The following is a 23889-nucleotide window of genomic DNA, read 5'->3' as shown; positions in this document are numbered from 1 at the left end:
TCCTACGAAAAGCGCCTCGGCGCAGCCGGAAAGACAGTTGCTCCTGCAAAAGAAAAGAGCAGCCTGGCGCTCAATCCCTCTGCAACTTCCGAATCAAGGTCCCGACGTCGATCCCCAGGTGCTGCGCCGCCTTGCGCTTGCTGCCGCACAGGCGCACGGCCTGGAGGATCACCTGGCGCTCGAAGCGCTGTACCTGCGCCTTGAGCGGCTCGTCGGCGCTGGCGAAGGGCAGCGGTTCTTCCTCCCCGGCGGACACGGCCTGGCCCAGCAGCTCCGGTGGCAGGTGCTGCTCTTCGGCGACGTCGTCGGCCAGCACCGCCAGGCGTTCGAAGATGTTCACCAGCTCGCGGATGTTGCCCGGGAAGTCATGGCCCAGCAGGCGCTGGCGGCAGGCCGTGGACAGCCGCAGCGGCGGCTGGCGGTCGCGGTTGATGCGCGCCAGGAGGATGTCCATCAGCACCGGCAGGTCGTCGCGGTGGGCGCGCAGCGGCGGGATGTCCACCGGCAGCACGGCCAGGCGGTAGTAGAGGTCGGCGCGGAACAGGCCGGCGGACACCTGTGCCTTGAGGTCCTTGTTGGTGGCGGCGATCACCTGCACCTGGACCTTCTTCGACAGCGGCGAGCCCACCGGCTGGATGGTGCCGTCGTCGAGGAACTTGAGCAGCTTGGCCTGCACCTGCAGGGGGATCTCGCCGATCTCGTCGAGGAACAGCGTGCCGCCGGCGGCGCTCTCGATGTAGCCGCGCTTGCCCTGCTGCAGCGCGCCGGTGAAGGCGCCGCGCTCGTAGCCGAACATCTCCGACTCGAACAGCGTCTCGGGGATGCTCGCACAGTTGACGTCGACGAAGGGCCGGTCGCCCCAGCCGGCGGCGCGGTGGATGTGCCGGGCGATGGCGGTCTTGCCCACGCCCGGCTCGCCGAGCAGCAGCAGGCGGGCGCGGCGGCGGAAGGCGCGCACGCCCATGTCGGCGATGTCCGAGAGCAGCGGCGACATGTGCAGCGCGTTGTCCTGGGGGTCGCCCAGGCTCGCCGGGCTGTCCGCCAGCGACGGCGCCGGGGCGTTGCGGCCGGCGCTTTCGCGTGCTTCGTATTCGCGCTGGATCAGCAGCGTGTAGGGCTTCTCGTAGGCGCCGGCGGGCACGCTCTGCAGGCGGGTGAGGAACAGCCGGCCGTCGCGCGAGCGCGTCAGCGCGCTCTTGCCGCCGCGGCGCACGGCCTGCAGGAAGTCGTCGAACTGCAGCGCCGAGCGCTGGTAGAAATCGCTGTCGCTCAGGCCCAGCACGTCCTGGCGCGCCACGCGGTTGATGCGCTCGGCGGCCAGGTTGAGGAAGCGCACCCGGGAGTCGCCGTCGCAGACGATCAGCGCCTCGCCGAAGCCGTCGAGCAGGGCGTGCAGCGCCGGCGCCTCCAGCAGCGCGGCGAGCATCTCGGCGCTGACGTTGACCGAGGAGCGCATGCCCATGCGCATCGGCGCGAAGAAGCCCTCGCCGCTCATGGGTGCAGCTCTGCCGGCCGGCGCTCGACGCCGTCCGGGCGCAGCACCACCACGCGCCAGGCCTGGTCCTCGCGGATCAGGATGCGCGAGCAGTGGCTGTCGAAGGCGCGGTAGCGGCCGTACTGGTCGGGCAGCTCCAGGCGCTGCCAGGTGCGCTCGGGCAGCGGCAGGCGGTCGAGGGTGGCGGCTACGCCGGCGGCGCGGGTGATGCCGAACACCTGCTCGAAGGCGGCGTTGCGCCATTGCGGCTGGGCGGCTTCGTCGATCACCAGCACCGCGTCGGGCACCGCGTCGAACACCCGGCGCAGGGCCTCGATGCGCTGTTCGGCGTCGTGCTGCATGCGCAGCTCCTGGCTGACGTCGCGCAGGCTGCCCCACATGCGCAGCAGGCGGCCGTTGTGGATGCTGGCGCGCACGTCGTTCTCCACGTAGGCCGGCGAGCCGTCGTGGCGGCGGTCCACCGAGAGCGCGCCGTCGACGTGGAAGTCGGCCTCGATCAGCCGCCGCACGAACTCCTCGTTGGCCGGGCTGCGCGGCCAGTACAGGCGCACCGGCTGCTGGCCGAAGTCGACATCGGCGGGCATCTCGTAGATCGCCGCCATGGCGCGGTTGCACATGCGCCAGTAGGAGCGGTTCTCGAACACCTGGCGGACGATCTCGTCCGGCGTCTGGCGCACGTCCACCGGCTCGGCGAACTCGATGCACCAGTAGGCCACCTTGGCGCTGTAGAGCATCTGGCTCATGACTTCGTTGGCGTTCTGCAGCTCGCCCAGGCGCCGGCTGATGCCGCCCAGGGGCATCTTCACCAGGTGCAGGCGCGCCGGCTCGCCGTCGCGCCACTGCAGCACGCCGCTGGCCAGCACCGGCAGCAGGCCGCCGTTGTGGCGGATCAGCGTCAGCTCCAGGTCCTGCACCCGTTCGTCGGCCGGCGGGTTGGCGAAGAGCTGCTGCAGGGCGCGCACCGAATCGGCGGTGTAGACCTGTTCCATGCCCTGGCCGTGCAGCGCGCCGGGCGGGTAGCCGAGCTGGTCGCTCTGCTCGGCGGAGACGTCGAGGAAGCGGCCATCCGCGGCGATGCTGTCGGCCAGCAGCAGGCCACGGTCGAGCAGCAGGCGTAGCGGGTCCATCTGGGGTTCTCCATGGGGGATGACGGGGCCGGCGCGGTGGCGCGGGCCGGTCGTCTACCCAGGCAGGTTGCATGCCAGGACGCCACGCCCGTGGCATGGGGGCCGGCGGCCCGGCGCCGTGGCGACTGTATGCAGAAATGCAGCGCTGTCGGCGTTTGCGCAGCGCCCCTCGGCAAGCGTAGCGCCTCCCCGGGGAAGGCGTAAGACAGGACTTTGGCCTAGTACACGTCCATTAACATGGCGTGTTAATCTGATGCGCATTCTTCCGCGGAGGAGTGGACGATGATCGCCGTACGTGACGCCTGGGCGGCCGGGCTTCTGAAGTTGCAGAACTGGCCACGCAACCTGCTGGCCGGGGTCATCGTCGGGGTGGTCGCGCTGCCCCTGGCCATGGCCTTCGCCATCGCCTCCGGGGTCAAGCCCGAGCAGGGCCTGTACACGGCTATAGTGGCGGGCATCGCGGTGTCGCTGTTCGGCGGCAGCCGGGTGCAGATCGCCGGACCCACCGGGGCCTTCATCGTCATCCTCGCCGGCATTACCGCGCGCTACGGCGTCGACGGCCTGCAGCTGGCCACGCTGATGGCCGGGGTGATCCTCCTGCTGCTGGGCATCACCCGCCTGGGCAGCGTCATCAAGTACATTCCCGACCCGGTCATCGTCGGCTTCACCGCCGGCATCGGGGTGATCATCTGGGTTGGCCAGTGGAAGGACTTCTTCGGCCTGCCGGCGGTGGGCGGCGAGCACTTCCACCAGAAGCTCTGGCACCTGCTGCAGGCGCTGCCGCAGCTACACCCGGCGACCACCCTGCTGGCCCTCTTAGGCCTGGCCGCGGTGCTCTACGGCCCGCGCCTGCCGTACCTGGGGCGGGTGCCGGGGCCGTTGCTGGCGATGGTGCTGGTCAGCGTGCTGCAGGCGCTGTTCCAGTTCGACGGCGTGGCCACCATCGGCAGCGCCTTCGGCGGCATCCCCCGCGGCCTGCCGGTGCCGAGCCTGCCGGAGATCAGCCTGCCGCGGATGCTGGAACTGATCGGCCCGGCCTTCGCCATCGCCATGCTCGGCGCCATCGAGTCGCTGCTTTCGGCGGTGGTCGCCGACGGCATGGCCGGCACCCGCCACGACTCCAACCAGGAACTGGTCGGCCAGGGCATCGCCAACCTGCTGGCGCCGCTGTTCGGCGGCTTCGCCGCCACCGGCGCCATCGCCCGCACCGCCACCAACATCCGCAACGGCGGCAACAGCCCGATCGCCGGGGTGGCCCACGCGGCGACCCTGGTGCTGATCATCCTGTTCCTCGCCCCGCTGGCCTCGAGCATCCCGCTGTGCGCGCTGGCGGCGATCCTCTTCGTGGTGGCCTGGAACATGAGCGAGGCCCGCCACTTCGTGCGTATGCTGCGCCGCGCGCCCAGGGCCGACGTGGCCATCCTGCTGATCACCTTCGGCCTGACGGTGTTCAGCGACCTGGTGATCGCGGTGAACATCGGGGTGATCCTGGCCATGCTGCTGTTCATGCGGCGCATGGCCTCCTCGGTGGAAGTGCTGCAGCAGGGCAGCGCCGAGCTGCGGGGCGAACTGCAAGGCGCGCTGCCGCCGGGGGTGCTCGTCTACACCATCGAGGGGCCGTTGTTCTTCGGTGCTGCGGAAACCTTCGAACGCGCCCTGGCGCAGACCCGCAGCGACCCCCAGTTGCTGGTGATCCGGCTAAGGCGGGTGCCGTTCATGGACATCACCGGGATGCAGACGCTGGAGGAGATGATCCAGCAACTGCGCAAGCGCGGGGTGACGGTGAAGCTCTGCGAGGCCAACCAGCGGGTGCGGCACAAGCTGGTGCGGGCGGGGATCATCGAGGCGGTGGGTAGGCGGAATTACCATGCCAGTTTTGCCATGGCGCTGGCGGCCTGCGAGGGGCGGGGGGAGGAGGTGGTTTCTTCGTAGGGGGGGATTCGGCGCCGCCTGGGAGCAATCGCGGACGGAGTCCGCTCCTACGGTTCCAGGAAGCACGGCTTTTCGTAGGATGGCGTTGAGCGAAGCGATACCCATCAGCGCAACCGCATGGGTTTCGCAAGCTCAACCCATCCTACGAAAAGCGCCCCGGCGCGGCTTGCAAGACAGTTGTTCCTACGCCCGCCGGCAACGCAACGTCCGTAGGATGGGTTGAACGAAGCGATACCCATCACCACGCCCGCATGGGTTTCGCAGGCTCAACCCATCCTACGAAAAGCGCTGGCGAGACCGGGCCCAGGGAAGCACGGGCGTAGGAGCGGACTCCGCCCGCGATCGAGCCGGCAGGCTGCTCCGGACTGGCCGGTGGCCCTCAATCCTGCCCGCCCACCTTCGGCTGCGTGGCATAGCTCACCCCGTGGCTCTCCAGGTAATCGCGGATCAACTGGCGAACCACCTGGGAAGGTGTCAGGTCCTGGCTGGCGCAGAGTTCCTCGAAGGCCTTCTTCTTCACCGGGTCGATCAGGACGGTCAGGCGGGCGGTGCGGTTTTCCATGGGTTCTACTTGTTCGGTTCGCGGATGTTAATCAAATTCTAATGCCCCATCCGCGCCCCTGTCATGGCGCCGTCCGCCGCAGCCGCCGGCTCACTGTTCGCCGCGGATGTACTGCTCCAACTGCTGGATCAGCTGGGCCTGCTCGGCGATGGCTTCCTTGACCAGGTCGCCGATGGACAGCAGGCCCACCAACTGGCCGTTCTCCACCACCGGCAGGTGGCGCAGGTGGCGCTCGGTCATGATGCTCATGCAGGTGTCGATGTTCTGCTGCGAATCCACCGTGACCACCGGCGAACTCATGATGGCGCTGACCGGGGTGCCCACCGAACTGCGGCCCTGGAGGATCATCTTGCGCGCGTAGTCGCGTTCGCTGACCACGCCCACCACCTGGCCGTTGTCCACCACCGGCAGGGCGCCGACGTTCTTCACCGCCATCACCCGCAGGGCGTCGAGCACCATCTCGTGCGGGCCTATGGTGTGCACCTGCTGGCTCTGCTTGGCGTGGAGGAGCTGTGCGACGGTCTTCATGCTGGATGTCCTTCTGCTGTTGTGCGCAGGGCTATTACCCCAGGGTGGCGACAGGATCGGCAAGCGAGGCTTCCCGCACAATGCTGGAAACGGCATCGCCCCCATAGGAAAACGTCATGACGTTCCTTCTGACTTATAGCCAAATGCGCCGCGCCGCGCGACCGCCGAGGCTTTGCGCGGGCCCGGCGAGGCCGTAGCATTGAGGCCTGCCGCACCCCGCCTGCCGAGACCGCACCATGCACGACGACGACATCGACCTCCCCGAGCCGGAGCACGAGCACCTGCTCGACCACGAGTGGGACGAGGATTCCCCGGAGGATTTCGAGCACGACGCCACCGGCCTGCGCGACGAGCCCGAGGACGATGAGGACGACTGGGACGACGAGGACGGCGACGCCCACTGGCACGACGATTGAGGCGCGCCGGCGCTCACTGCGAAGTGATGCGCCGGTACTCGTTCTGGTACTGGTCGAACGGCAGGTTGCTGCGCTGCAGCTTCTGCAGCTGGCGTTCCTGGTTCTCCACCGCCACCACCGGCTTGGCCGCCGCCTCCCGGCTGGCCACCGACTGGCCGGGCGCCGGGGCCGGCGCGGGGCGGGCCGGTTGCTCGGCCGGCGTGCTGGCCGGCATCGGCGCTGCCGGTAGCGGGTCGCGCTTGGCGATGCGCTGGGCGCTTTCGACTTCCTCGATGATCGCCTTGGAAATGTCCTTGAGCTGGCCTTCCAGCGCCTCGGGCTCGGCGGAGTCGGTCTCGTAGCGGCGCGAGCCCATCAGCCGGCCGCTGGGGCCGTCGGTGAAGCGCACGTTGACGCGCAGGCTGCCCTTGCCCAGGCCGTCGCCGTCGGCCTGCTGGCGCAGGCGGTCGACTTCCACCACCAGCAGCGTCGCTGGCAGCGCGGTGGGGGTCACCGCGCCGGCCTGCTCGCCCAACTGGTAGTCGGACGAGGCCGCGCGGTCCGTGAGGATGCGCCGCCAGGTAGTGGTCAGCCGCGTCCAGCCCGGCGTCGCGGTCACGCTGGCGTCGCCCTGGAAGTTCACCAGCAGGCGGTTGCGGGTGTCGGCATAGGTGCTGATGGGGGAGAGCGCGTCGGCGCGCTTCACATCCGCCGCGCAGCCGGCCAGGCCGGCCACGAGGAGCAGTACGAAACAGGTACGCACGATGGCCTCCTTGGAAAATGCACGGGCCGGGAGTTGCAAGTCTAGTCGGTGCTTTGGCGCTTGCAGGGCGCGGCGGCACATTTCCGTCGCCCGGCTGTTCACCTGGCAACAGCGCATCAGCAGCTTGCCCGGCGGCGGACAGGACGATAACCCGGCGCCTGTTGCAAGTTCATGATCCGCAAGGCTTTCCGGCACTGGCACGGTTGCTGCTCCGGCCCAGGTGGAAGCCGCGTGGCGCCTGGCCGCGCGGCATGCAATCGCGCCACTCCCGGAGAGCAGAACCATGAGCCAGCAACCCATCCGCTTCGCCTACTGGGTGCCCAACGTCAGCGGCGGCCTCGTCGTCAGCAACATCGAGCAGCGCACCAGCTGGGACTTCGACTACAACCGCCGGCTGGCGCAGAGCGCCGAGAAGGCCGGCTTCGACTACGCCCTGTCGCAGATCCGCTTCACCGCCGGCTACGGCGCCGAGTACCAGCACGAGTCGGTGGCCATCAGCCACGCGCTGCTGGCGGCGACCGAGAAACTCAAGGTCATCGCCGCCATCCTCCCCGGCCCGTGGAACCCGGCGCTGGCGGCCAAGCAGCTGGCGACCATCGACCAGCTGACCGGCGGCCGCATCGCGGTGAACATCGTCTCCGGCTGGTTCAAGGGCGAGTTCCACGCCATCGGCGAGCCCTGGCTGGAGCACGACGAGCGCTACCGCCGCTCCGAGGAATTCATCCGCGCGCTCAAGGGCATCTGGACCCAGGACAACTTCACCTTCAACGGCGACTTCTACCGCTTCCGCGACTACAGCCTCAAGCCCAAGCCGCTGCAGCGCCCGCACCCGGAAATCTTCCAGGGCGGCAGCTCGCGGGCCGCGCGCGACATGGCCGCGCGGGTGTCGGACTGGTACTTCACCAATGGCAACACGCTGGAAGGCATCAAGGCCCAGGTCGACGACATCCGCGCCAAGGCCGCGGCCAACGGCCACGCGGTGAAGATCGGGGTGAACGCCTTCATCATCGCCCGCGACAGCGAGGCTGAGGCCCGCGCGGTGCTGCAGGAAATCATCGACAAGGCCAACCCCGAGGCGGTCAACGCCTTCGGCCACGAGGTGAAGAACGCCGGCGCCGCCAGCCCGGAGGGCGAGGGCAACTGGGCGAAGTCCAGCTTCGAGGACCTGGTGCAGTACAACGACGGCTTCAAGACCAACCTGATCGGCACCCCGCGGCAGATCGCCGAACGCATCCTCGCGCTCAAGGCGGTGGGCGTGGACCTGGTGCTCTCCGGCTTCCTGCACTTCCAGGAAGAGGTGGAGTACTTCGGCGAGAAGGTCCTGCCGCTGGTGCGCGAGCTGGAAGCCGAGGCGCAGCGCAAGGCTGTTGCCTGACGGGCAACTGTTGGCTGCCGGACAGTGCTTCAACAAACAGTGTCCGGCTAGCGACTCGGCTGCCTTTTCTAACCAGTAAGTGGCTGATTTATAGGAAGAAAATTTCGGGCATGGATCGTGCTCAGCCAGGACAGGGCCCGCTGCCGGGAGGTCCCGGCCCCACACGGGCCACTGTTCGCCACGAGGAAGACCATGTCCGTTTCTGCTGCCTATCCGATCAACCGCCCCGCCGCGCGGATCATCCGCGACGACGCCGAGGCCATCCGCGTCGCCCACGAGGTCGCCGAGCTGCTGCTGGCCGGCGCTTCCGAGCGCGACCTCAACCGCTTGGTGCCGGTGGAGATCGTCGACGCCTTCTCCAACAGCGGCCTGTGGGGCATCACGGTGCCGCGCGAATACGGCGGCGCCGAGGTGTCCCACGCCACCCTGGCCCAGGTCATCGCCATCGTCTCGGCGGCCGACCCGTCCCTGGGGCAGATCCCGCAGAACCACTACTGCCTGCTGGAGGACATCCGCCTGCAAGGCAGCGAGGAGCAGAAGCGGCACTTCTTCGCCCTGGTGCTGGAAGGCCACCGCTTCGCCAACGCGCTGTCGGAAACCGGCGGCAAGAACGTCCAGGACATCCGCACCCGCCTGGTCGCCGACGGCGACGGCTACCGCATCGACGGCCGCAAGGGCTACTGCACCGGCTCGCTCTACGCGCACTGGCTGGGCGTGCTGGCGCTGGACGAGCAGGACCGCGCGCAGCTGGCCTTCGTCCCGCGGGAAAGCGCCGGGCTGACGGTGGTGGACGACTGGGACAGCATCGGCCAGCGCACCACCTCCAGCGGCACCGTCTTGCTGGAGGGCCTGCGCGTGCCGGCCTTCCACCTGTTCCCCAGCTACCGCTCCTACGAGAGCCCGACCCTGGCCGGGCCCTTCGCCCAGATCACCACCGCCGCCATCGACGCCGGCATCGCCCGCGCGGCGCTGCGCGACACCATCGCCTTCGTCCGCGAGCAGGCGCGCCCGTGGATCGACGCGGGGGTGGAGAAGGCCAGCGAGGACCCGCTGACCATCATCCAGGTCGGCGGCCTGGACATCCGCCTGGAGGCCGCCGAGGCCCTGCTGGAGCGCGCCGGCCGCGTGCTCGACGCCGGCAAGGCGGCGCCCGACGAGGACAAGGTGGCCGCCGCCTCCCTGGCCGTGGCGCGGGCCAAGGTGCTGACCACCGAGATCGCCATCGAGGCGTCGAACAAGCTGTTCGAGCTCGGCGGCACCCGCTCCACCCTGCGCAAGCACAACCTCGACCGCCACTGGCGCAACGCCCGCGTGCACACCCTGCACGACCCGGTGCGCTGGAAGTACCACCTGGTCGGCAACTGGCTGCTCAACGGCAAGCGCCCGCCGCGCCACGACTGGAACTGAGGTGGCGCCATGAGCAAGCAGATACGCCTCAACGCCTTCGCCATGAACACCGTCGGCCACCTCTCGCCCGGCCTCTGGCGCCACCCGCGCGACCAGGCGCGGCGCTACACCGACATCCACTACTGGGTCGAGCTGGCGAAGACCCTGGAACGCGGCAAGCTCGACGGCCTGTTCATCGCCGACGTGCTGGGCGTCTATGACGTCTACGGCGGCAATGCCGACGCCGCGCTGCGCAGCGGCGCGCAGGTGCCGGTGAACGACCCGCTGCAACTGGTCCCGGCGATGGCCGCGGCCACCCGCCACCTGGGCTTCGGCGTGACCGCCTCGGTGTCCTTCGAGCACCCGTTCCCCTTCGCCCGGCGCATGTCTACCCTCGACCACCTGACCGGCGGCCGCGCCGGCTGGAACATCGTCACCTCGTACCTGGCCAGCGGCGCGCGCAACCTCGGCCAGCAGCGCCAGCTGTCCCACGACCAGCGCTACGCCCTGGCCGACGAGTACCTGCAGGTCTGCTACAAGCTGTGGGAAACCAGCTGGGAAGACGACGCCGTGGTCGCCGACCGCGACAGCGGCGTCTATGCCGAGCCGTCCAAGGTCCACGGCATCCGCCACGAAGGCGAATACTTCCAGGTGCCCGGCTTCCACCTTTGCGAACCCTCGCCGCAGCGCACCCCGGTGCTCTACCAGGCCGGCGCCTCCAGCCGTGGCCGGGCCTTCGCCGCGGCCAACGCCGAGTGCGTGTTCGTCGCCGCGCCGAGCAAGGCGGTGCTGAAGAAGCAGGTGGCCGACCTGCGCGAAGCGGTGCGCGCCGCCGGGCGCGAGCCGGGCGACGTGCTGGTGCTGGAACAGCTCACGGTGATAGTCGCGCCGACCGACGCCGAGGCCCTGGCGCGCCTGGCCGAGTACCGCGAATACGCCAGCGCCAGCGGCGCCCTGACGCTGATGTCCGGCTGGACCGGCATCGACTTCGCCGAATACGCCCCCGGCCAGGTGCTGCGCGAGGTGCCCAGCGACGCCATCCAGTCGGCGGTGGAAGCCTTCACCCGCGCCGACCCGACGCGCACCTGGACCACCGCCGAGATCGCCGACTACTGCGCCATCGGCGGCGACGGCCCGGTGCTGGTGGGCTCGCCGCAGACCGTGGCCGACCAGCTGCAGGAATGGGGGGCGGAAACCGACGTCGACGGCTTCAACCTGGCCGGCGTGGTCATGCCGGAAACCTTCGAGGCGGTGGTCGACCTGCTGGTGCCGGAGCTGCAGGCCCGCGGCCTGTTCAAGCGCGACTATGCCGAGGGCACCCTGCGCCACAAGCTGTTCGGCGCCGGCGACCGCCTGGCTGCGCCGCACCCGGTCGCCAACCTGCGCGAGGAGGCCCGGCGATGAACGACTGGCTGGCCAACGTCGACTGGAGCGAGATCGCCCAGGCCTGCCTGGACACCCTGAGCATGCTCGGCGCGGCCCTGGGCTGCACTGTGCTGCTGGGGCTGCCGCTGGGCGTGCTGCTGTACCTCACCGGCCAGCGCCAGCTGCTCGACTCGCCGCGCCTGTACCGGGTGCTCTCGGTGCTGGCCAACGTGCTGCGCTCGATGCCCTTCATCATCCTGCTGATCGTGCTGATCCCCGCCACCGAGCTGCTCACCGGCACCTCGCTGGGCGTGCGCGGCGCCATCCCGCCGCTGGTGGTGGGCTGCACGCCGTTCTTCGCGCGGCTGGTGGAAAGCTCGCTGCGCGAGGTCGATCGCGGCCTGGTGGAAGCGGTGCAGGCGATGGGCGCGAGCACCCGGCAGATCGTTTTCCACACCCTGCTGCCGGAAGCGCGCACCGGGCTGATCGCCGCTATCACCGTGACCGCCATCGTGCTGGTCGACTACACGGCCATGGCCGGCGTGGTCGGCGGCGGCGGCCTGGGCGACCTGGCCATCCGCTTCGGCTACCAGCGCTTCCAGACCGACGTCATGGTGGTCACCGTGCTGCTGCTGATCCTGCTGGTGCAGGCCCTGCAGATGAGCGGCGACCGCCTGGTGCGCCACTACACCCGGCGCTGAACCCAAACACCCGCTCGCGGCGGCCGGGAAAACGCCGCCGCTGGCCCCACGTCCAACCCACGACGGCCATTCCAAGAAACCACTGATCGGAGCAAACAGCATGAAGAAAGTCCTGGCCGCCCTGGCTGCCGTAATAGCCATCAACGCCCACGCCAACGAGCACCTCGTCGTCGGCGCCACCCCGGTGCCCCACGCGGAAATCCTCGAATTCGTCAAACCGGCCCTGGCCAAGGAGGGCGTGGACCTGGAAGTGAAGGTGTTCAACGACTTCATCCAGCCCAACCTGCAACTGGCGAAGAAGAACCTCGACGCCAACTACTACCAGTACCGCCCGTTCCTCGACGACTTCAACAAGACCCGCCACACCAACCTGGTGCCGGTGGTGGGCGTGCACATCGAGCCCTTCGGCGCCTACTCGGCCAAGTACAAGAGCCTGAGCGAGCTGCCCGATGGCGCCAGCGTGGCCATCCCCAACGACCCGGTGAACACCGGCCGCGCGCTGGTGCTGCTGGCCGAGGCCGGGCTGATCAAGCTCAAGGACCCGAGCAATCCGCAGTCCACCGAGCGCGACATCGTCGATAACCCCAAACACCTGAAGATCCGCGAACTGGAAGGCGCCATGCTGGCGCGCTCGGTGAAGCAGGTCGACCTGGCCTTCGTCTTCGCCAACTACGCGCTGGAAGCCGGCATCGACATCAAGAGCGCGCTGATCGTCGAGAAGGGCAAGGACCTCTACGTCGAGTTCCTGGTGGCGCGTCCGGACAACATCCAGGATCCGGGTATCCAGAAGCTGGCCAAGGCGCTCAACTCGCCGGAAGTGCGCAACTTCATCCTGACCCGCTACAAGGGCGAGATCGCCCCCGGCTTCTGATGTGACCCGGCGCGGCGCCCAGGACGGGCGCCGCGCCCGGCAGGAACGCACCCATGGTCAGCTTCAACCATTCGCAGCCCCTGGCGGCTGCCACCCACATCCGCCTGCGCGGCCTGGCCAAGCACTACCTGGCCGGCGGCCGGGAAGTGCAGGCGCTGCACGGCATCGATCTGGAGATCCGCCGCGGCGAGGTGTTCGGCATCATCGGCCGCAGCGGCGCCGGCAAGTCCTCGCTGCTGCGCTCGCTCAACCGCCTGGAGCGGCCCAGCGCCGGCCAGGTGCTGGTCGACGGCGAGGACATCGGCGCCTTCGACGACGCGCGCCTGGCGCAGCTGCGCCGGCGCACCGGGATGATCTTCCAGCACTTCAACCTGATGGCCTCGCGCAGCGTCGGCGACAACGTCGCGCTGCCCCTGGTGCTGGCCGGCGTGCCCCGCGCCGAGCGCGAGCGGCGGGTGGCCGAGCTGTTGCAGCTGGTGGGCCTGGCGGACAAGCGCGAAGCCTACCCGGCGCAGCTTTCCGGCGGGCAGAAGCAGCGTGTCGGCATCGCCCGCGCGCTGGTGCTGCAACCGGACCTGCTGCTGTGCGACGAGGCCACCTCGGCGCTGGACCCGGAAAGCACCCAGTCGATCCTCGCGCTGCTGCGCGACATCAACCGTCGCCTGGGCCTGACCATCGTCCTCATCACCCACGAGATGGAAGTCATCCGCGACCTCTGCGACCGCGTGGTGGTGCTGGAGCGCGGCCGGGTGGTGGAGCAGGGCGAGGTCTGGGAAGTGTTCGGCGACCCGCGCCACGAAGTGACGCGCAGCCTGCTCGGCACGCTGCATCACGATATTGACGGCGAGACGGCGGGCGAGGGCCTGCTGCTGGACCTGCACTACAGCGGCGCCAGCGCCCGCGAACCGGAGCCAGCGGCCATCGGCCGCGAACTGGGCTACGAAGTGCGCCTGGTGCAGGCCAGCCTGGAGCGCATCCAGGGCCGCTCCCTGGGCAGCCTGCGGCTGCGTGTGGCGGCGCCGGTGGCGGAGCGCGAGGCGGTAGTGGCGCGCGCGAAGGCGCTGGCGGATCGGGTCAGCCTGGTGGGCAGTGCCTGACGGGGCTCAGATGGACAGCCGCACCACGCGGTTGTCCAGCGCCTGCTCCGGGCCGCGGCGCTTGTTCACCACCAGCTCGCCGATGGCGATCAGCCGCGTGCGGGTGACGTTGCGCGACAGGCCCAGCAGGTTGGCGGTGTGCACCTGGTTGTGGTGGCAGAAGCGGTAGGCGGCGCGCAGCAGGCTTTCCTCGACGCGTTCGTAGAGCGCCCCGGCGGATTCCTCGAACAAGCGGCGGAAGGCGCGCTGCAGCAGTTCCTCGGCGGACTCGCCGCCATTGGCCGCAGGGCTGCCGGCATGGCCGGCCGGGGCTTCCTCCTGGCGCTCCAGGCGCAGGTTGGACAGGCGCAGGTCGTCCTCGCGCACCAGGCCGTCGCGGCAGGTCAGCAGGCTGTGGTGGATGACGTTCTCCAGCTCGCGGATGTTGCCCGGCCAGCCGTAGCCCACCAGCTTGCGCTCGGCCTCGGCGCTGAGCTGCACCTGGCCGTAGCCCAGGCGCTCGCTGTAGCTGCGGATGAAGTGGCGGGTCAGCGGCAGGATGTCGCCGGGGCGCTCGCGCAGCGGGTGCAGCTGCAGGGTGACGACGTTGAGGCGGTAGTACAGGTCCTCGCGGAAGTGCCCGGCGTTGATCGCCCGTTCCAGTTGCACGTTGGTCGCCGCCAGCACCCGCACGTTGATCGGGATGCTCTTGCGCGAGCCCAGGCGCACCACCTCGCGCTCCTGCAGCACGCGCAGCAGCTTGACCTGGATGGGCATCGGCAGGTCGCCGATCTCGTCGAGGAACAGGGTGCCGCCGTCGGCCTCTTCGAACCAGCCGGCCTTGGCGCTCAGGGCGCCGGTGAAGGCGCCCTTCTCGTGGCCGAACAGCTCGGCCTCCACCAGCGATTCGGAGAAGGCCCCGCAGTTCACCGCGACGAAGGGCCCGTTGCGCCGCCCGCTGAGGTTGTGGATGTGCCGCGCCACCAGCTCCTTGCCCGTGCCGGTTTCGCCGATGATCAGGACGCTGGCCTCGCTGGGGGCGACCTGTTGCAGATGGGCGAGCAGCGCCTGCGATTTCGGGTCTTCGAAGACCTGTGCGGTCGCCCGGATCGAGGTGGCCAGTGCGGGGGAGGGGGGTAGCGTCAGCAGTTGCATGTCTCTGCCTCAGGAATAGAAGGTGGGTGTCGGCCGCGTACCGTTGAGCGCCCAGTCCCCCAGCTCGTGGAGCTTGTAGTCCAGCGGGTCGTGCAGGGACTGGGTGCGCAGGTTGCGCCAGAAGCGGTCCAGGCGCAGCGAGGCATGGGTGGCGCGGGCGCCGGTGACCTCGAACAGGCGGTTGCAGATGTCCAGGCCGGCGCGGCTGGCGGCGACCTTGGCGGTGGCGATGGCCACCGCCAGCTGCGCGCGTTCCTCGGCGCCCAGGGCGTGTTCCTTGCGCCAGGCTTCGTCCAGCAGCGCGGCGGCGCGCTGCACCAGCAGGCGCACGCTCTCCAGGCCGACCCAGAACTCGCCGTAGTGGCGCAGCACGTACGGGTCCTCGCCGACGCTGCGGGCGCTGGAGCGGAACCACGGGCGGCTTTCCTTGAGGCTGTACTGCCGCGCCTCCTCGAAGGCGCCCTCGGCCACGCCGAGGAACAGGTTGGCGAACAGCAGCTGGGCGATCAGCGGGCGCAGGCAGGCGAAGGGCGTGCTCAGCGGGCCCGGGTCCAGCAGCAGCTCGGATTCCTCCACGCGCACCCGTTCGAAGGTGGCGCTGCCGCTGTCGGTCTGCCGCTGGCCCATGTTGTCCCAGTCGCCGTGCAGGGTGATGCCGGTGCGGCCGCTGGGGATGGCGGCGATCAGCAGCTTGCCGCCGTTGCCTTCGTCCACTGCCGAGGCGATGAGCATTTCCGAATCGCTGGCGCCGGAGCAGAAGCTCTTCTTGCCGGAGAACTCGCGCCAGCCGTCGAACTTCTTCACCACGGTGCGGGTGTCCAGCGGGTTCAGGGCGTTGCCCCAGAACCAGTGCTTGCGCGCGGTCTGCTCGAACCACGGCTGCCACTGCTCGGGGCGGGCGAACAGGCGCACGGTGGCCAGCATCAGGTGCTGGAAGCCGAACACGTGGGCGATGGAACTGTCGACGCGGGCGAACTCGCGGGTCACTTCCAGGGCCTCGCTCCAGCTGGCGCCCAGGCCGCCGTACTGTTTGGGGATGACCAGGCCGAGCAGGCCGCTGCGGCGCAGGGCGTCGCGCTCGGCCTTCGGCGTGCCGCCGAGCCGGTCGCGCTCGACGGCGCTTTCGGCGAATTCCGCCGCCAGCTGGCGGGCCAGTTGCAGCGGGCTGAGGATGGAGGCTTGTGCCGGCGAATTCATCGGGCGGCTCCTCAGGCGATGCGGCGCAGCGCGCGGTGGTCGCCGAACAGCGGCAGGGCGCGCTCCACGGCCAGGCGGATGCGCGCCTGGAGCAGTTCGCAGCTGATGCGGTAGTCCTTGAAGTCGGCCTCGCTGGCGTACACGCCCAGCGGCAGGGTCAGGGACTGGAAGAAGCTGAACAGCGGGCGCAGCTGGTGGTCGATGACCAGCGCGTGGCGTTGGCTGCCGCCGGTGGCGGCGAGCAGCACCGGGGTGCCGATCAGCGCGTCCTGGCCGATCAGGTCGAACAGGTGCTTGAGCTGCCCGGGATAGGAGCCGCGGTACACCGGCGAGGCCACCAGCAGCAGGTCGGCGCCCTCGATGGCGCGCAGCTGCGCCTCCACGGCCTCCGGCAGCTCGGCGCGGCTCAGGGCGCCGCCCACCGGGCGGGCGATGTCGGCCAGCTCGATGAGCTGGACCTCGGCGTCCAGGTGGCGGCCGATCTCGGCGAGGATGGCCTCGGTCAGGGCCAGGGTGCGCGAGGGGCGATAGGCGCCGCCGGATACGGCGACCACTTTCAAGGGGGCAGTCATGTTCGGTTTCCTGTGCTGTTGCCCTGCCGGCAGGGCGGGTTCAGGTCGGGTTTCGCAAGACCTGTGCCAGGACTCAAGTCATTGATTGGTATGGGTATTCATCAAGTGTTGCTGGGCGAACTGTTGGCTGGCGGCTAGTTGCTGCTGGGCAACTGTTGGCAGCGCAACAGTGGAGCGGCCGTCGATTCCTGCGCAGTTATAGAGGAATCGAGGTTGAGGTAAAAAAGAATAAATTCAGATTTTATTATTCTTTAATTGAATATAAGGGTTACAGGCCGCGTCAGGCGGCGCCCTGGCTGCGGAACTCGCTGGGCGACAGGTGCGTGTGCTTGCGGAAGAAGCGGCTGAAGTAGCCGATGTCGGAGAAGCCCAGGTCGTGGGCGATGGCCTTGATGCTCTGGCGCGAGTGGGCCAGCTCGCGCTTGGATTCCAGCACCAGGCGCGCGTTGATCGCCGCCATGGGGCGGCGCTGGCCGCCCTGGCGGTGTGCGCCCAGGGCCGCCGCGCGGCGCGAGCCGGTTCCTGGTGAGCCGGGCCTGAATGCACAACGCCGGTCAGGAAACTGACCGGCGTTGTCGTTGCGAAGCCTGGGCGGGTGCTCAGCGGAAGGCCGGCACCACGTGCTTGATGAACAGTTCCAGGGACTTCTTCTTCTGCTCGTAGGGCAGGCTGTTGTCGGCCCAGAAGCTGAACTCGTCGACGCCCAGATCCTGGTAGTGGCGGATGCGCGCGATGATTTCCTCGGGGGTGCCGATCATGGTGTTCCTGCGGATGTTCTCCAGCTCGAACTCCGGGCGTTCCTTGAACTTTTCCTCGGGGCTGGGCGGCAGCAGGCCGTTGACCGGGGTCTGCTTGTTGCCGAACCAGGCGTCGAAGGTGCGGTAGAAGCGCGAGATGGCCTGCGCGCCGACCTTCCAGCCTTCCGGGTCGTCGGCGCTGTGCACGTGGGTGTGGCGCAGCACCATCAGTTGCGGGCGCGGCACGCCGGGGTTGTTGGCCAGGGCCGCTTCGAACTTGTTCTTCAGGTCGACCACTTCCTCGTCGCCTTTCATCAGCGGGGTGACCATCACGTTGCAGCCGTTGGCCACGGCGAAGTTGTGCGAGTCCGGGTCGCGCGCGGCGATCCACATCGGCGGGGTGGGCTTCTGGATCGGCCGCGGCGAGGAGGTGGCGGTGGGGAACTTCCAGATCTCGCCGTCGTGGGCGACGTCGCCCTGCCACAGCGCGCGCACCACCGGGACCATCTCGCGCAGGTACTTGCCGCCCTCGGTGGCCGGCATGCCGTTGGCCATGCGGTCGAATTCGTACTGGTAGGCGCCGCGGGCCAGGCCCACTTCCATGCGGCCGTTGCTGATCACGTCGAGCAGGGCGCATTCGCCGGCCACGCGGATGGGGTGCCAGAAGGGCGCGATGATGGTGCCGGCGCCCAGGCGGATGGTTTCGGTGCGGGCGGCCAGGTAGGCCAGCAGCGGCATGGGGCTGGGCGAGATGGTGTATTCCATGGCGTGGTGCTCGCCGATCCACACGGTGCTGAAGCCGCCGGCCTCGGCCATCAGCGTCAGTTCGGTGAGTTCCTCGAACAGCTGGCGGTGGCTGGTTTGCTCGTCGTAGCGCTCCATGTGCACGAACAGGGAAAATTTCATATCGCTTACCTCGAACCTTTTTTGTATCCGGCGCTGGGCGGGCCGGCGGATGGGATGCGCCTGCGCGCACCGCTGCTTCGGGGAATGGGCGCGGTCATGGCGATTGGCCACAAGCGTGCTGGGTGTCCGTGGTTTATTGGTATACCATAATACGGAATATCTGCAAGGCGTTTCTGCCCGGCGCCACCCCAAGGAGTTAAGGATGAACCTCAAACAGAAACTGATCCTGGCCTTCGCCGCCATCGCCAGCCTGCCGGTGCTGCTGGTCGCCGTGCTGGTGATCTTCAACCTGCGCGGCGAGGCGCGGGAAGGCTTCATCGACAGCAGCAGCCGGGAAATCCGCCAGGTGGAGAACGCCATGCAGCTGTTCTTCGACGGCATCGCCCAGAACGTCGAGTACCTGGCCGCGCACCCGCAGCTGCAGGCCATCGACGGCAGCCTCAAGCAGTACATCGGCGTCGACGCCGCGCAGCACCCGGCCGGTGAGCTGGACCGCCAGGTGTTCGACCTGTTCGCCGGCCTGGCCCACAGCCACCCGGACTACGCCTACGTATCCCTGGGCACCCGCGACGGCGGCTACGCCTTCTGGCCGGGCGACGACAAGCTGGCCAGCTACGACCCGCGCAGCCGCCCCTGGTACCAGGCGGCCATGGCCCAGCCGGGCCGCACCCTGCGCACCCATGCCTACTACTGGGCGGCGGACAAGGTGGTGCTGGTCAGCAGCGTGCGCACCTTCGCCAACCGCCTCGGCGAGCAGGGCGGGGTGGTCAACATCGACGTGTCGCTCAAGCGCCTGACCGACATCGTCAAGGGCATCCGCCTGGGCGACAGCGGCTACCTGATGCTGATGGAAGGCGACGGCACCGTGCTGGTCGACCCGCACCAGCCGGAGCACAACTTCAAGAAGCTGGGCGAGCTGGGTGCCGGCTACGCCAGCCTGGCCAGCGCCGACAAGGGCCTGGTGGAGGTGGAGATCGACGGCGAGCGCTACCTGGCCAACGTCTGGCCGTCGGAGGGCCTGGGCTGGCGTTTCGTCGGCCTGATCAAGGAAAGCGAGGTGATGGCCGGGGCGACGCGCCTGACCTGGCTGGTCGGCCTGATTGCCGCGGTGATAGCGCTGGGCTTCGCCGGCGTCGGTGCCGTATTCGCCGGCCTGGTGGTGCGCCCGGTGCGCGCGGTGGCCGACGGCCTGGAGGGCATCGCCCAGGGCGACGGCGACCTGACCGGGCGCCTGGCGGTGCGCGGCCGCGACGAGACGGCGCAGCTGGCCGGCTGGTTCAACCAGTTCCTCGAGGCCATCCGCCGCCTGGTGCAGCACATCGGCCAGGCCGCCTCCGGCATCCACCAGAGCGCCGGCAGCGCCAGCGGCACCTCCCAGGCCCTGGCCGAGGCCGCGGCGCGCCAGCGCGAGGCGGTGGACATGGTGTCCACGGCGTTCAACGAGATGGTCATGACCGCCAACGAGGTGGCGCGCTCCTGCAGCCAGGCGGCGACTTCCGCCGACAGCGGCCAGCGCCAGGCCCACGACGGCCAGCAGCAGATCGACGAGGCGGTGGACAGCGTCGGCCGCCTGAGCGAGGAAATCGCCGGCTCGGCGAGCGCCATGCGCCAGCTGGAACAGGACAGCAACGACATCCAGTCGATCCTCGGCACCATCCGCTCCATCGCCGAGCAGACCAACCTGCTGGCGCTCAACGCCGCCATCGAGGCGGCCCGCGCCGGCGACCAGGGCCGCGGCTTCGCCGTGGTGGCCGACGAGGTACGAGCACTGGCGCGGCGCACCGCCGAATCTACCGGCGAGATCGACGCGCTGCTGGGCAACCTGGCCCGCCGCACCCACGACACCGGCCGGCAGATGCAATCCAGCCTGGAGGCCTCGCAGCGCACCGTCGGCTCCATCCGCGAGGCCCGCGCCTGCTTCGGCGCCATCCGCGAGTCGGTGGACGTGATCCGCGACATGAACGCGCAGATCGCCACGGCGGCGGAAGAGCAGCACCAGGTGGCGGAAGAGATCAACCGGCACATCGCCCAGATCCACCGCGACGCCCAGGAAGTGGCGGGACTGGCGGAGGCCACGCGGGGGGATGCGCAGACGTTGAATGGGTTGTCGGAGGAGTTGAATCGGCTGGTGTCGCGGTTCAAGACCTGAGCCACTGCCGGGAAGGCTTTTCGTAGGAGCGAGCTTGCTCGCGAACAGTGGTTACCGGCGGGCTGCGGTGTTGGGTGTCAAGAGCGCCCTCTCCCCAACCCTCTCCCGCAAGCGGGAGAGGGGGCTGTTCGGAGTGGGAGGGGAATTTGGAGTCATCCTGATACTCCTCACTCCCCCTCGTCATTCCCGCGAACGCGGGACCCAGTGACTACGGGGGTCGCGAGCAAGCTCGCTCCTACGAAGAGCAGGATTTCCAGAGGAATATCCGAGCGCACCGGAACGCCCCTTCAGAAGGCCGAGTGAAACCCTCGCTCAGGAGGTCATGCGACATGGATGTCGCGAGAGCCCCGCGGGCTACAGGGACGTACCCTCGGGGCGGGCCTCCGTGGCGGGGGAGTTCGCGAGGGTAGCCCGACTCTGTCGTGCCCGTATGCGGGGCAAGCCTTTTTGGTTCCTTTTTGCGGGGGTGGCCTTCCACCGTTTGACAAAAGGGACTCGCCCGAGGGGGCGAAACAAAAAATCTCCGCAGACTCGGAGCGGCGCGCTACACCAAGCCCCCAAGCCACCGGGTTATTCCCCTTCGGGCCAGCGCAAGCGCTGTTCGCGATGGGGCCGCGTCCCGCGTTCGCGGGAATGACGAATTGGAAGGATGGCGCCTGACCGACACGCCGCTCAGGACAGCCCCCTCTCCCGCTTGCGGGAGAGGGTTGGGGAGAGGGCGCTCTTGAACCCAGCACCTACGCCCCGGGAAACACCGTTCGCGAGCAAGCGCGCTGGCAATCGGCGTCACGCCAAAGCCGGCAACGCCCCCATCTTCCCACGGCAATAAACCATCGGCGGCACCCGCTGTTCCGGCACCACCAGGTTCTTCACCGCGCCGACCATGATCGCGTGATCCCCACCCTCGTACTCACGCCACAACTCGCACTCGATCACCGCAGTCGCGCCTTCCAGCAACGGATTGCCCAGCTCGCTCAGCTGCCAGTCGATGCCCAAAGCCTTGTCCTTGCCCTTCTTGGCGAAGCTGTAGGCCTCGCGCTGCTGCTCGGCGGAGAGCAGGTGGATGGCGAACTGCTTGCGGCGGATCAGCACCGGGTAGGAGTCGGAGGTGTAGTTGGGGCAGAACAGCACCAGCGCCGGGTCCATCGATAGCGAGCTGAAGGCGCTGGCGGTCAGGCCCACCAGCTGGCCGTCCTCGTCCAGGGTGGTGATCACGGTCACGCCGGAGGGGAAGGAGCCCATGACTTGCTTGTAGAGGTTGGCGTCGATCATTGCGGTTACCTGCTGCCACGGGGGCGGGCGTTGGAGGAATTATTTTCGTCTGATGGTATACCGTATTATTGAAAGTTCAAGCCCCTGGATGACCGCCAGTCGGTTGCCGACGAACGTCGCGCTCGTGGCTGGAATCCGCATGTGGACTGGGCTCCAAGGCTTCGGCGGGGTGCCGGGAGGGACCCCTGGATAGCCCATGGTCGGAGCCGTTGGCGGGGAAGGGGCTTGCCGGAATATTGGAATACCATAATATGGTGTTCGACTGGGCATGCCTGCCGGCCCTTTCCGGGGCTTGCTGCCCAAGGCAAATACATACGTAGCTTTCGTACAAAGAAGACAAGAAGATGCTGTGCATGATGTTCCCCCGCCGCGCCCCCGACCGGGCCTGGCTCGATGATTCCCCGAGGTTGCACCCGTCCCTGGACCGCCGGTCCTGCGCCAGGCCGTCCGCGGCCTGATTCCTGCAACCCCGATTCCCGACTGTCCGCGCCCGCAGTGGATCGACGTCGGCCGCCCGGCCGGCCGATCCGTGCTCGCGCCCGGCCATCCGCAGCGAGCCAGAAGATGTCCCATACCGAGTCCACCCCGCTCATCGAGAACCACACCGTCGACTACGTGCCCCCGGCCGAGCGCCATGGCCGTGCGCGCGACCTGTTCACCCTGTGGTTCAGCACCAATATCGCGCCGCTGCCGGTGGTGACCGGCGCCATGGTGGTCCAGGTCTACCACCTGGACCTGCTCTGGGGCCTGCTGGCGATCTTCCTCGGGCACATGCTCGGCGGCGTCGGCATCGCCCTGGCCTCGGCCCAGGGGCCGCAGCTGGGCATTCCGCAGATGGTGCAGAGCCGTGGCCAGTTCGGCCGCTACGGCGCGCTGCTGATCGTGTTCTTCACCGCGCTGATCTACCTGGGCTTCTTCATCTCCAACATCGTCCTGGCCGGCGAATCCATCCACAGCATCGCCCCGGCCGTGCCGCTGCCGGCGGGCATCCTGCTCGGCGCCCTGGGCGCCACCGCCATCGGCGTGATCGGCTACCGCTTCATCCACACCCTCAACCGCATCGGCACCTGGGTGATGGGCGGCGCGCTGCTGGTGGGCTTCGTGTGGATCTTCTGCCAGCAGCTGCCGGCGGACTTCTTCAGCCGTGGCGGCTTCAACCTCTCCGGCTTCGTCGCCACCCTGTGCCTGGGCATCATCTGGCAGGTCAGCTTCTCGCCCTACACCTCGGACTACTCGCGCTACCTGCCGGCCAGCGTCGGCATCGCCAGGCCGTTCTTCGCCACCTTCTTCGGCGCGGTGCTGGGCACCAGCCTGTCGTTCAGCTTCGGCGCGGTGGCGGTGCTGGCCACGCCCGAAGGCACCGAGGCGATGGCCGCGGTGAAGCAGGCCACCGGTGTGTTCGGCCCGGCGCTGATGGTGCTGTTCCTGCTCAACATCATCAGCCACAACGCGCTGAACCTGTACGGCGCGGTGCTTTCCATCGTCACCTCGATCCAGACCTTCGCCGCCGCCTGGACGCCCAGCGTGCGCCTGCGCGTGGCGCTGTCCTCGGTGGTGCTGGCCGGTAGCTGCCTGGTGGCGCTGAGCGCTTCGGCGAACTTCATCTCGCAGTTCATCGGGCTGATCCTCACCCTGCTGCTGGTCCTGGTGCCCTGGGCCTGCATCAACCTGATCGACTTCTACCTGGTCAAGCGCGGGCGCTACGACATCGCCTCGATCTTCCGCGCCGACGGCGGCATCTACGGGCGCTTCAACCCGCACGCGATCATCGCCTACGCCATCGGCATCCTGGTGCAGCTGCCGTTCGCCAACACCGCGCTCTACGTCGGGCCCTACGCCAACTACCTGGAAGGCGCCGACCTGTCCTGGCTGGCTGGCCTGCTGGTGACCTGCCCGCTGTACTACTGCCTGGCCACCCGCGGCCAGGCACGTGAAAGCCTGCGGCAGGGGCGCCTGGGCCTGGCCGACTGATTCCTCGTTCCACTCTCCGCCCCGCCCCGAGAGCAGCTCTGGCGGGGCTTTTTTTCGTCTGCGGGAAAGGGCGTGGGATTGGCGGGCAGGCATGGATGGGAGACTCGGCGTCAACCTGTAACTGCGCCGAGATGCCCTTCGTAGGAGCGAGCTTGCTCGCGAACAAACGCCGTGCCATGCGGTTCGCCTGTAGGAGCGGGCCCTGCCCGCGATTCGCGCGCAGGGCGCGCTCCTACATGGGAATGGCGGGGGTGGGGTGGCGTAGGAGCGGATCTCATCCGCGAGGCGCGCCGGTGGTTCCGGCTATCGCGGACAAGGTCCGCTTCTACGGGGGGAATGCCGTGCCTCCCGGCA

General features: G+C 68.8%; 20 protein-coding genes and 2 pseudogenes. 11 read left to right on the top strand and 11 right to left on the bottom strand.

The genetic code is table 11. The annotated features are described in order from the left end of the window. Positions 1 to 70: 70 nt before the first annotated feature. Positions 71 to 1495 carry a sigma-54 interaction domain-containing protein gene (locus FG99_RS11660; protein ID WP_043269734.1) on the bottom strand — a complete coding sequence of 475 codons (1425 nt, stop codon included), beginning with the start codon at positions 1493 to 1495 and terminating at the stop codon, positions 71 to 73. Further along, entirely contained in the window at positions 1492 to 2622 is a 1131-nt protein-coding gene (locus FG99_RS11655) for a PAS domain-containing protein (protein ID WP_043269731.1), read from the bottom strand. Before FG99_RS11655 ends, FG99_RS11660 begins: the two co-directional genes overlap by 4 nt. A 282-nt stretch (positions 2623 to 2904) precedes the next feature. Between FG99_RS11655 and FG99_RS11650 the strand changes: the two genes are divergently transcribed. After that, positions 2905 to 4554, top strand: coding sequence for a SulP family inorganic anion transporter (locus tag FG99_RS11650; protein ID WP_043269730.1), 1650 nt, complete (start codon positions 2905 to 2907; stop codon positions 4552 to 4554). Positions 4555 to 4933: 379 nt separating this feature from the next. Here FG99_RS11650 and FG99_RS11645 read toward each other — a convergent pair whose 3' ends face one another. Together FG99_RS11645 and FG99_RS11640 are read right to left on the bottom strand one after the other, a co-directional pair. Beyond that, positions 4934 to 5116, bottom strand: a complete 183-nt coding sequence (locus FG99_RS11645) for a ribbon-helix-helix domain-containing protein (RefSeq protein WP_009615001.1) — start codon at positions 5114 to 5116, stop codon at positions 4934 to 4936. 90 nt (positions 5117 to 5206) lie between these two features. Next, positions 5207 to 5644 carry a CBS domain-containing protein gene (locus FG99_RS11640; protein WP_043269727.1) on the bottom strand — a complete coding sequence of 146 codons (438 nt, stop codon included), beginning with the start codon at positions 5642 to 5644 and terminating at the stop codon, positions 5207 to 5209. A 236-nt stretch (positions 5645 to 5880) separates the two neighbouring features. Here FG99_RS11640 and FG99_RS11635 point away from each other — a divergent pair, with 236 nt between their 5' ends. Next, a complete protein-coding gene (locus FG99_RS11635) occupies positions 5881 to 6060 on the top strand; it encodes a hypothetical protein (RefSeq protein ID WP_043269725.1) in 180 nt (59 codons plus the stop codon). A 13-nt stretch (positions 6061 to 6073) separates the two neighbouring features. Here the strand turns inward: FG99_RS11635 and FG99_RS11630 are convergent, their stop codons facing one another. After that, complete coding sequence (locus tag FG99_RS11630) at positions 6074 to 6802, bottom strand: hypothetical protein (RefSeq protein WP_043269723.1); 729 nt, start codon at positions 6800 to 6802, stop codon at positions 6074 to 6076. Between the two features lie 283 nt (positions 6803 to 7085). Here FG99_RS11630 and sfnG point away from each other — a divergent pair, with 283 nt between their 5' ends. The 6 genes from sfnG to FG99_RS11600 all read left to right on the top strand — a co-directional run bounded on the left by sfnG (position 7086) and on the right by FG99_RS11600 (position 13597). Next, the gene (gene sfnG, locus FG99_RS11625) at positions 7086 to 8177 is read left to right on the top strand and encodes a dimethylsulfone monooxygenase SfnG (RefSeq protein WP_043269721.1); all 1092 of its coding nucleotides are present in this window, start codon (positions 7086 to 7088) and stop codon (positions 8175 to 8177) included. A 192-nt stretch (positions 8178 to 8369) separates the two neighbouring features. Continuing rightward, a complete protein-coding gene (locus FG99_RS11620) occupies positions 8370 to 9584 on the top strand; it encodes an SfnB family sulfur acquisition oxidoreductase (protein WP_043269719.1) in 1215 nt (404 codons plus the stop codon). A gap of 9 nt (positions 9585 to 9593) precedes the next feature. Next, positions 9594 to 10967: an LLM class flavin-dependent oxidoreductase gene (locus FG99_RS11615; protein ID WP_043269717.1), complete on the top strand. Its 1374-nt coding sequence runs from the start codon at positions 9594 to 9596 to the stop codon at positions 10965 to 10967. Beyond that, the gene (locus FG99_RS11610; RefSeq protein ID WP_043269715.1) at positions 10964 to 11629 is read left to right on the top strand and encodes a methionine ABC transporter permease; all 666 of its coding nucleotides are present in this window, start codon (positions 10964 to 10966) and stop codon (positions 11627 to 11629) included. The genes FG99_RS11615 and FG99_RS11610 overlap by 4 nt, the downstream gene beginning before the upstream one ends. A gap of 100 nt (positions 11630 to 11729) precedes the next feature. Continuing rightward, positions 11730 to 12500, top strand: coding sequence for a MetQ/NlpA family ABC transporter substrate-binding protein (locus FG99_RS11605; RefSeq protein WP_043269713.1), 771 nt, complete (start codon positions 11730 to 11732; stop codon positions 12498 to 12500). Positions 12501 to 12553: 53 nt separating this feature from the next. Next, a complete protein-coding gene (locus tag FG99_RS11600; protein WP_043269711.1) occupies positions 12554 to 13597 on the top strand; it encodes a methionine ABC transporter ATP-binding protein in 1044 nt (347 codons plus the stop codon). Between the two features lie 6 nt (positions 13598 to 13603). Here FG99_RS11600 and FG99_RS11595 read toward each other — a convergent pair whose 3' ends face one another. From FG99_RS11595 to FG99_RS11575, 5 genes and pseudogenes are all read right to left on the bottom strand, one after another. Then, positions 13604 to 14731, bottom strand: coding sequence for a sigma-54 interaction domain-containing protein (locus tag FG99_RS11595; RefSeq protein WP_043269709.1), 1128 nt, complete (start codon positions 14729 to 14731; stop codon positions 13604 to 13606). Positions 14732 to 14740: 9 nt separating this feature from the next. Then, positions 14741 to 15928, bottom strand: a complete 1188-nt coding sequence (locus FG99_RS11590; RefSeq protein ID WP_009615013.1) for an acyl-CoA dehydrogenase family protein — start codon at positions 15926 to 15928, stop codon at positions 14741 to 14743. 11 nt (positions 15929 to 15939) lie between these two features. Continuing rightward, positions 15940 to 16500, bottom strand: a complete 561-nt coding sequence (msuE, locus tag FG99_RS11585; RefSeq protein WP_043269707.1) for an FMN reductase — start codon at positions 16498 to 16500, stop codon at positions 15940 to 15942. A 280-nt stretch (positions 16501 to 16780) separates the two neighbouring features. Further along, positions 16781 to 16963 (bottom strand): annotated as a pseudogene (locus tag FG99_RS11580) (helix-turn-helix domain-containing protein); the annotation flags it as partial. Between the two features lie 136 nt (positions 16964 to 17099). Next, a complete protein-coding gene (locus FG99_RS11575) occupies positions 17100 to 18143 on the bottom strand; it encodes an LLM class flavin-dependent oxidoreductase (RefSeq protein ID WP_043269702.1) in 1044 nt (347 codons plus the stop codon). Here FG99_RS11575 and FG99_RS33215 point away from each other — a divergent pair. Beyond that, positions 18118 to 19434: pseudogene (locus tag FG99_RS33215) on the top strand (cache domain-containing protein); the annotation flags it as partial. The gene FG99_RS11575 and the pseudogene FG99_RS33215 overlap by 26 nt on opposite strands. Positions 19435 to 19563: 129 nt before the next feature. Next, complete coding sequence (locus tag FG99_RS33210) at positions 19564 to 20292, top strand: methyl-accepting chemotaxis protein (RefSeq protein WP_371263865.1); 729 nt, start codon at positions 19564 to 19566, stop codon at positions 20290 to 20292. Positions 20293 to 21078: 786 nt separating this feature from the next. Here FG99_RS33210 and FG99_RS11565 read toward each other — a convergent pair. Continuing rightward, positions 21079 to 21564 (bottom strand): flavin reductase family protein, encoded by a 486-nt coding sequence (locus tag FG99_RS11565; protein ID WP_043269698.1) that lies wholly within the window; start codon positions 21562 to 21564, stop codon positions 21079 to 21081. Positions 21565 to 22128: 564 nt separating this feature from the next. On the opposite strand from FG99_RS11565, the gene FG99_RS11560 reads away from it, so the two are divergent. Next, complete coding sequence (locus tag FG99_RS11560) at positions 22129 to 23535, top strand: purine-cytosine permease family protein (RefSeq protein WP_043269696.1); 1407 nt, start codon at positions 22129 to 22131, stop codon at positions 23533 to 23535. Positions 23536 to 23889 lie beyond the last annotated feature (354 nt).

The sequence above is a fragment of the Pseudomonas sp. AAC genome, assembly GCF_000725445.1.
GTDB lineage: Bacteria > Pseudomonadota > Gammaproteobacteria > Pseudomonadales > Pseudomonadaceae > Pseudomonas > Pseudomonas citronellolis.
Note: the sequence above shows the minus strand (reverse complement) of the source record. Positions and strands in the feature narration are given on the sequence as shown.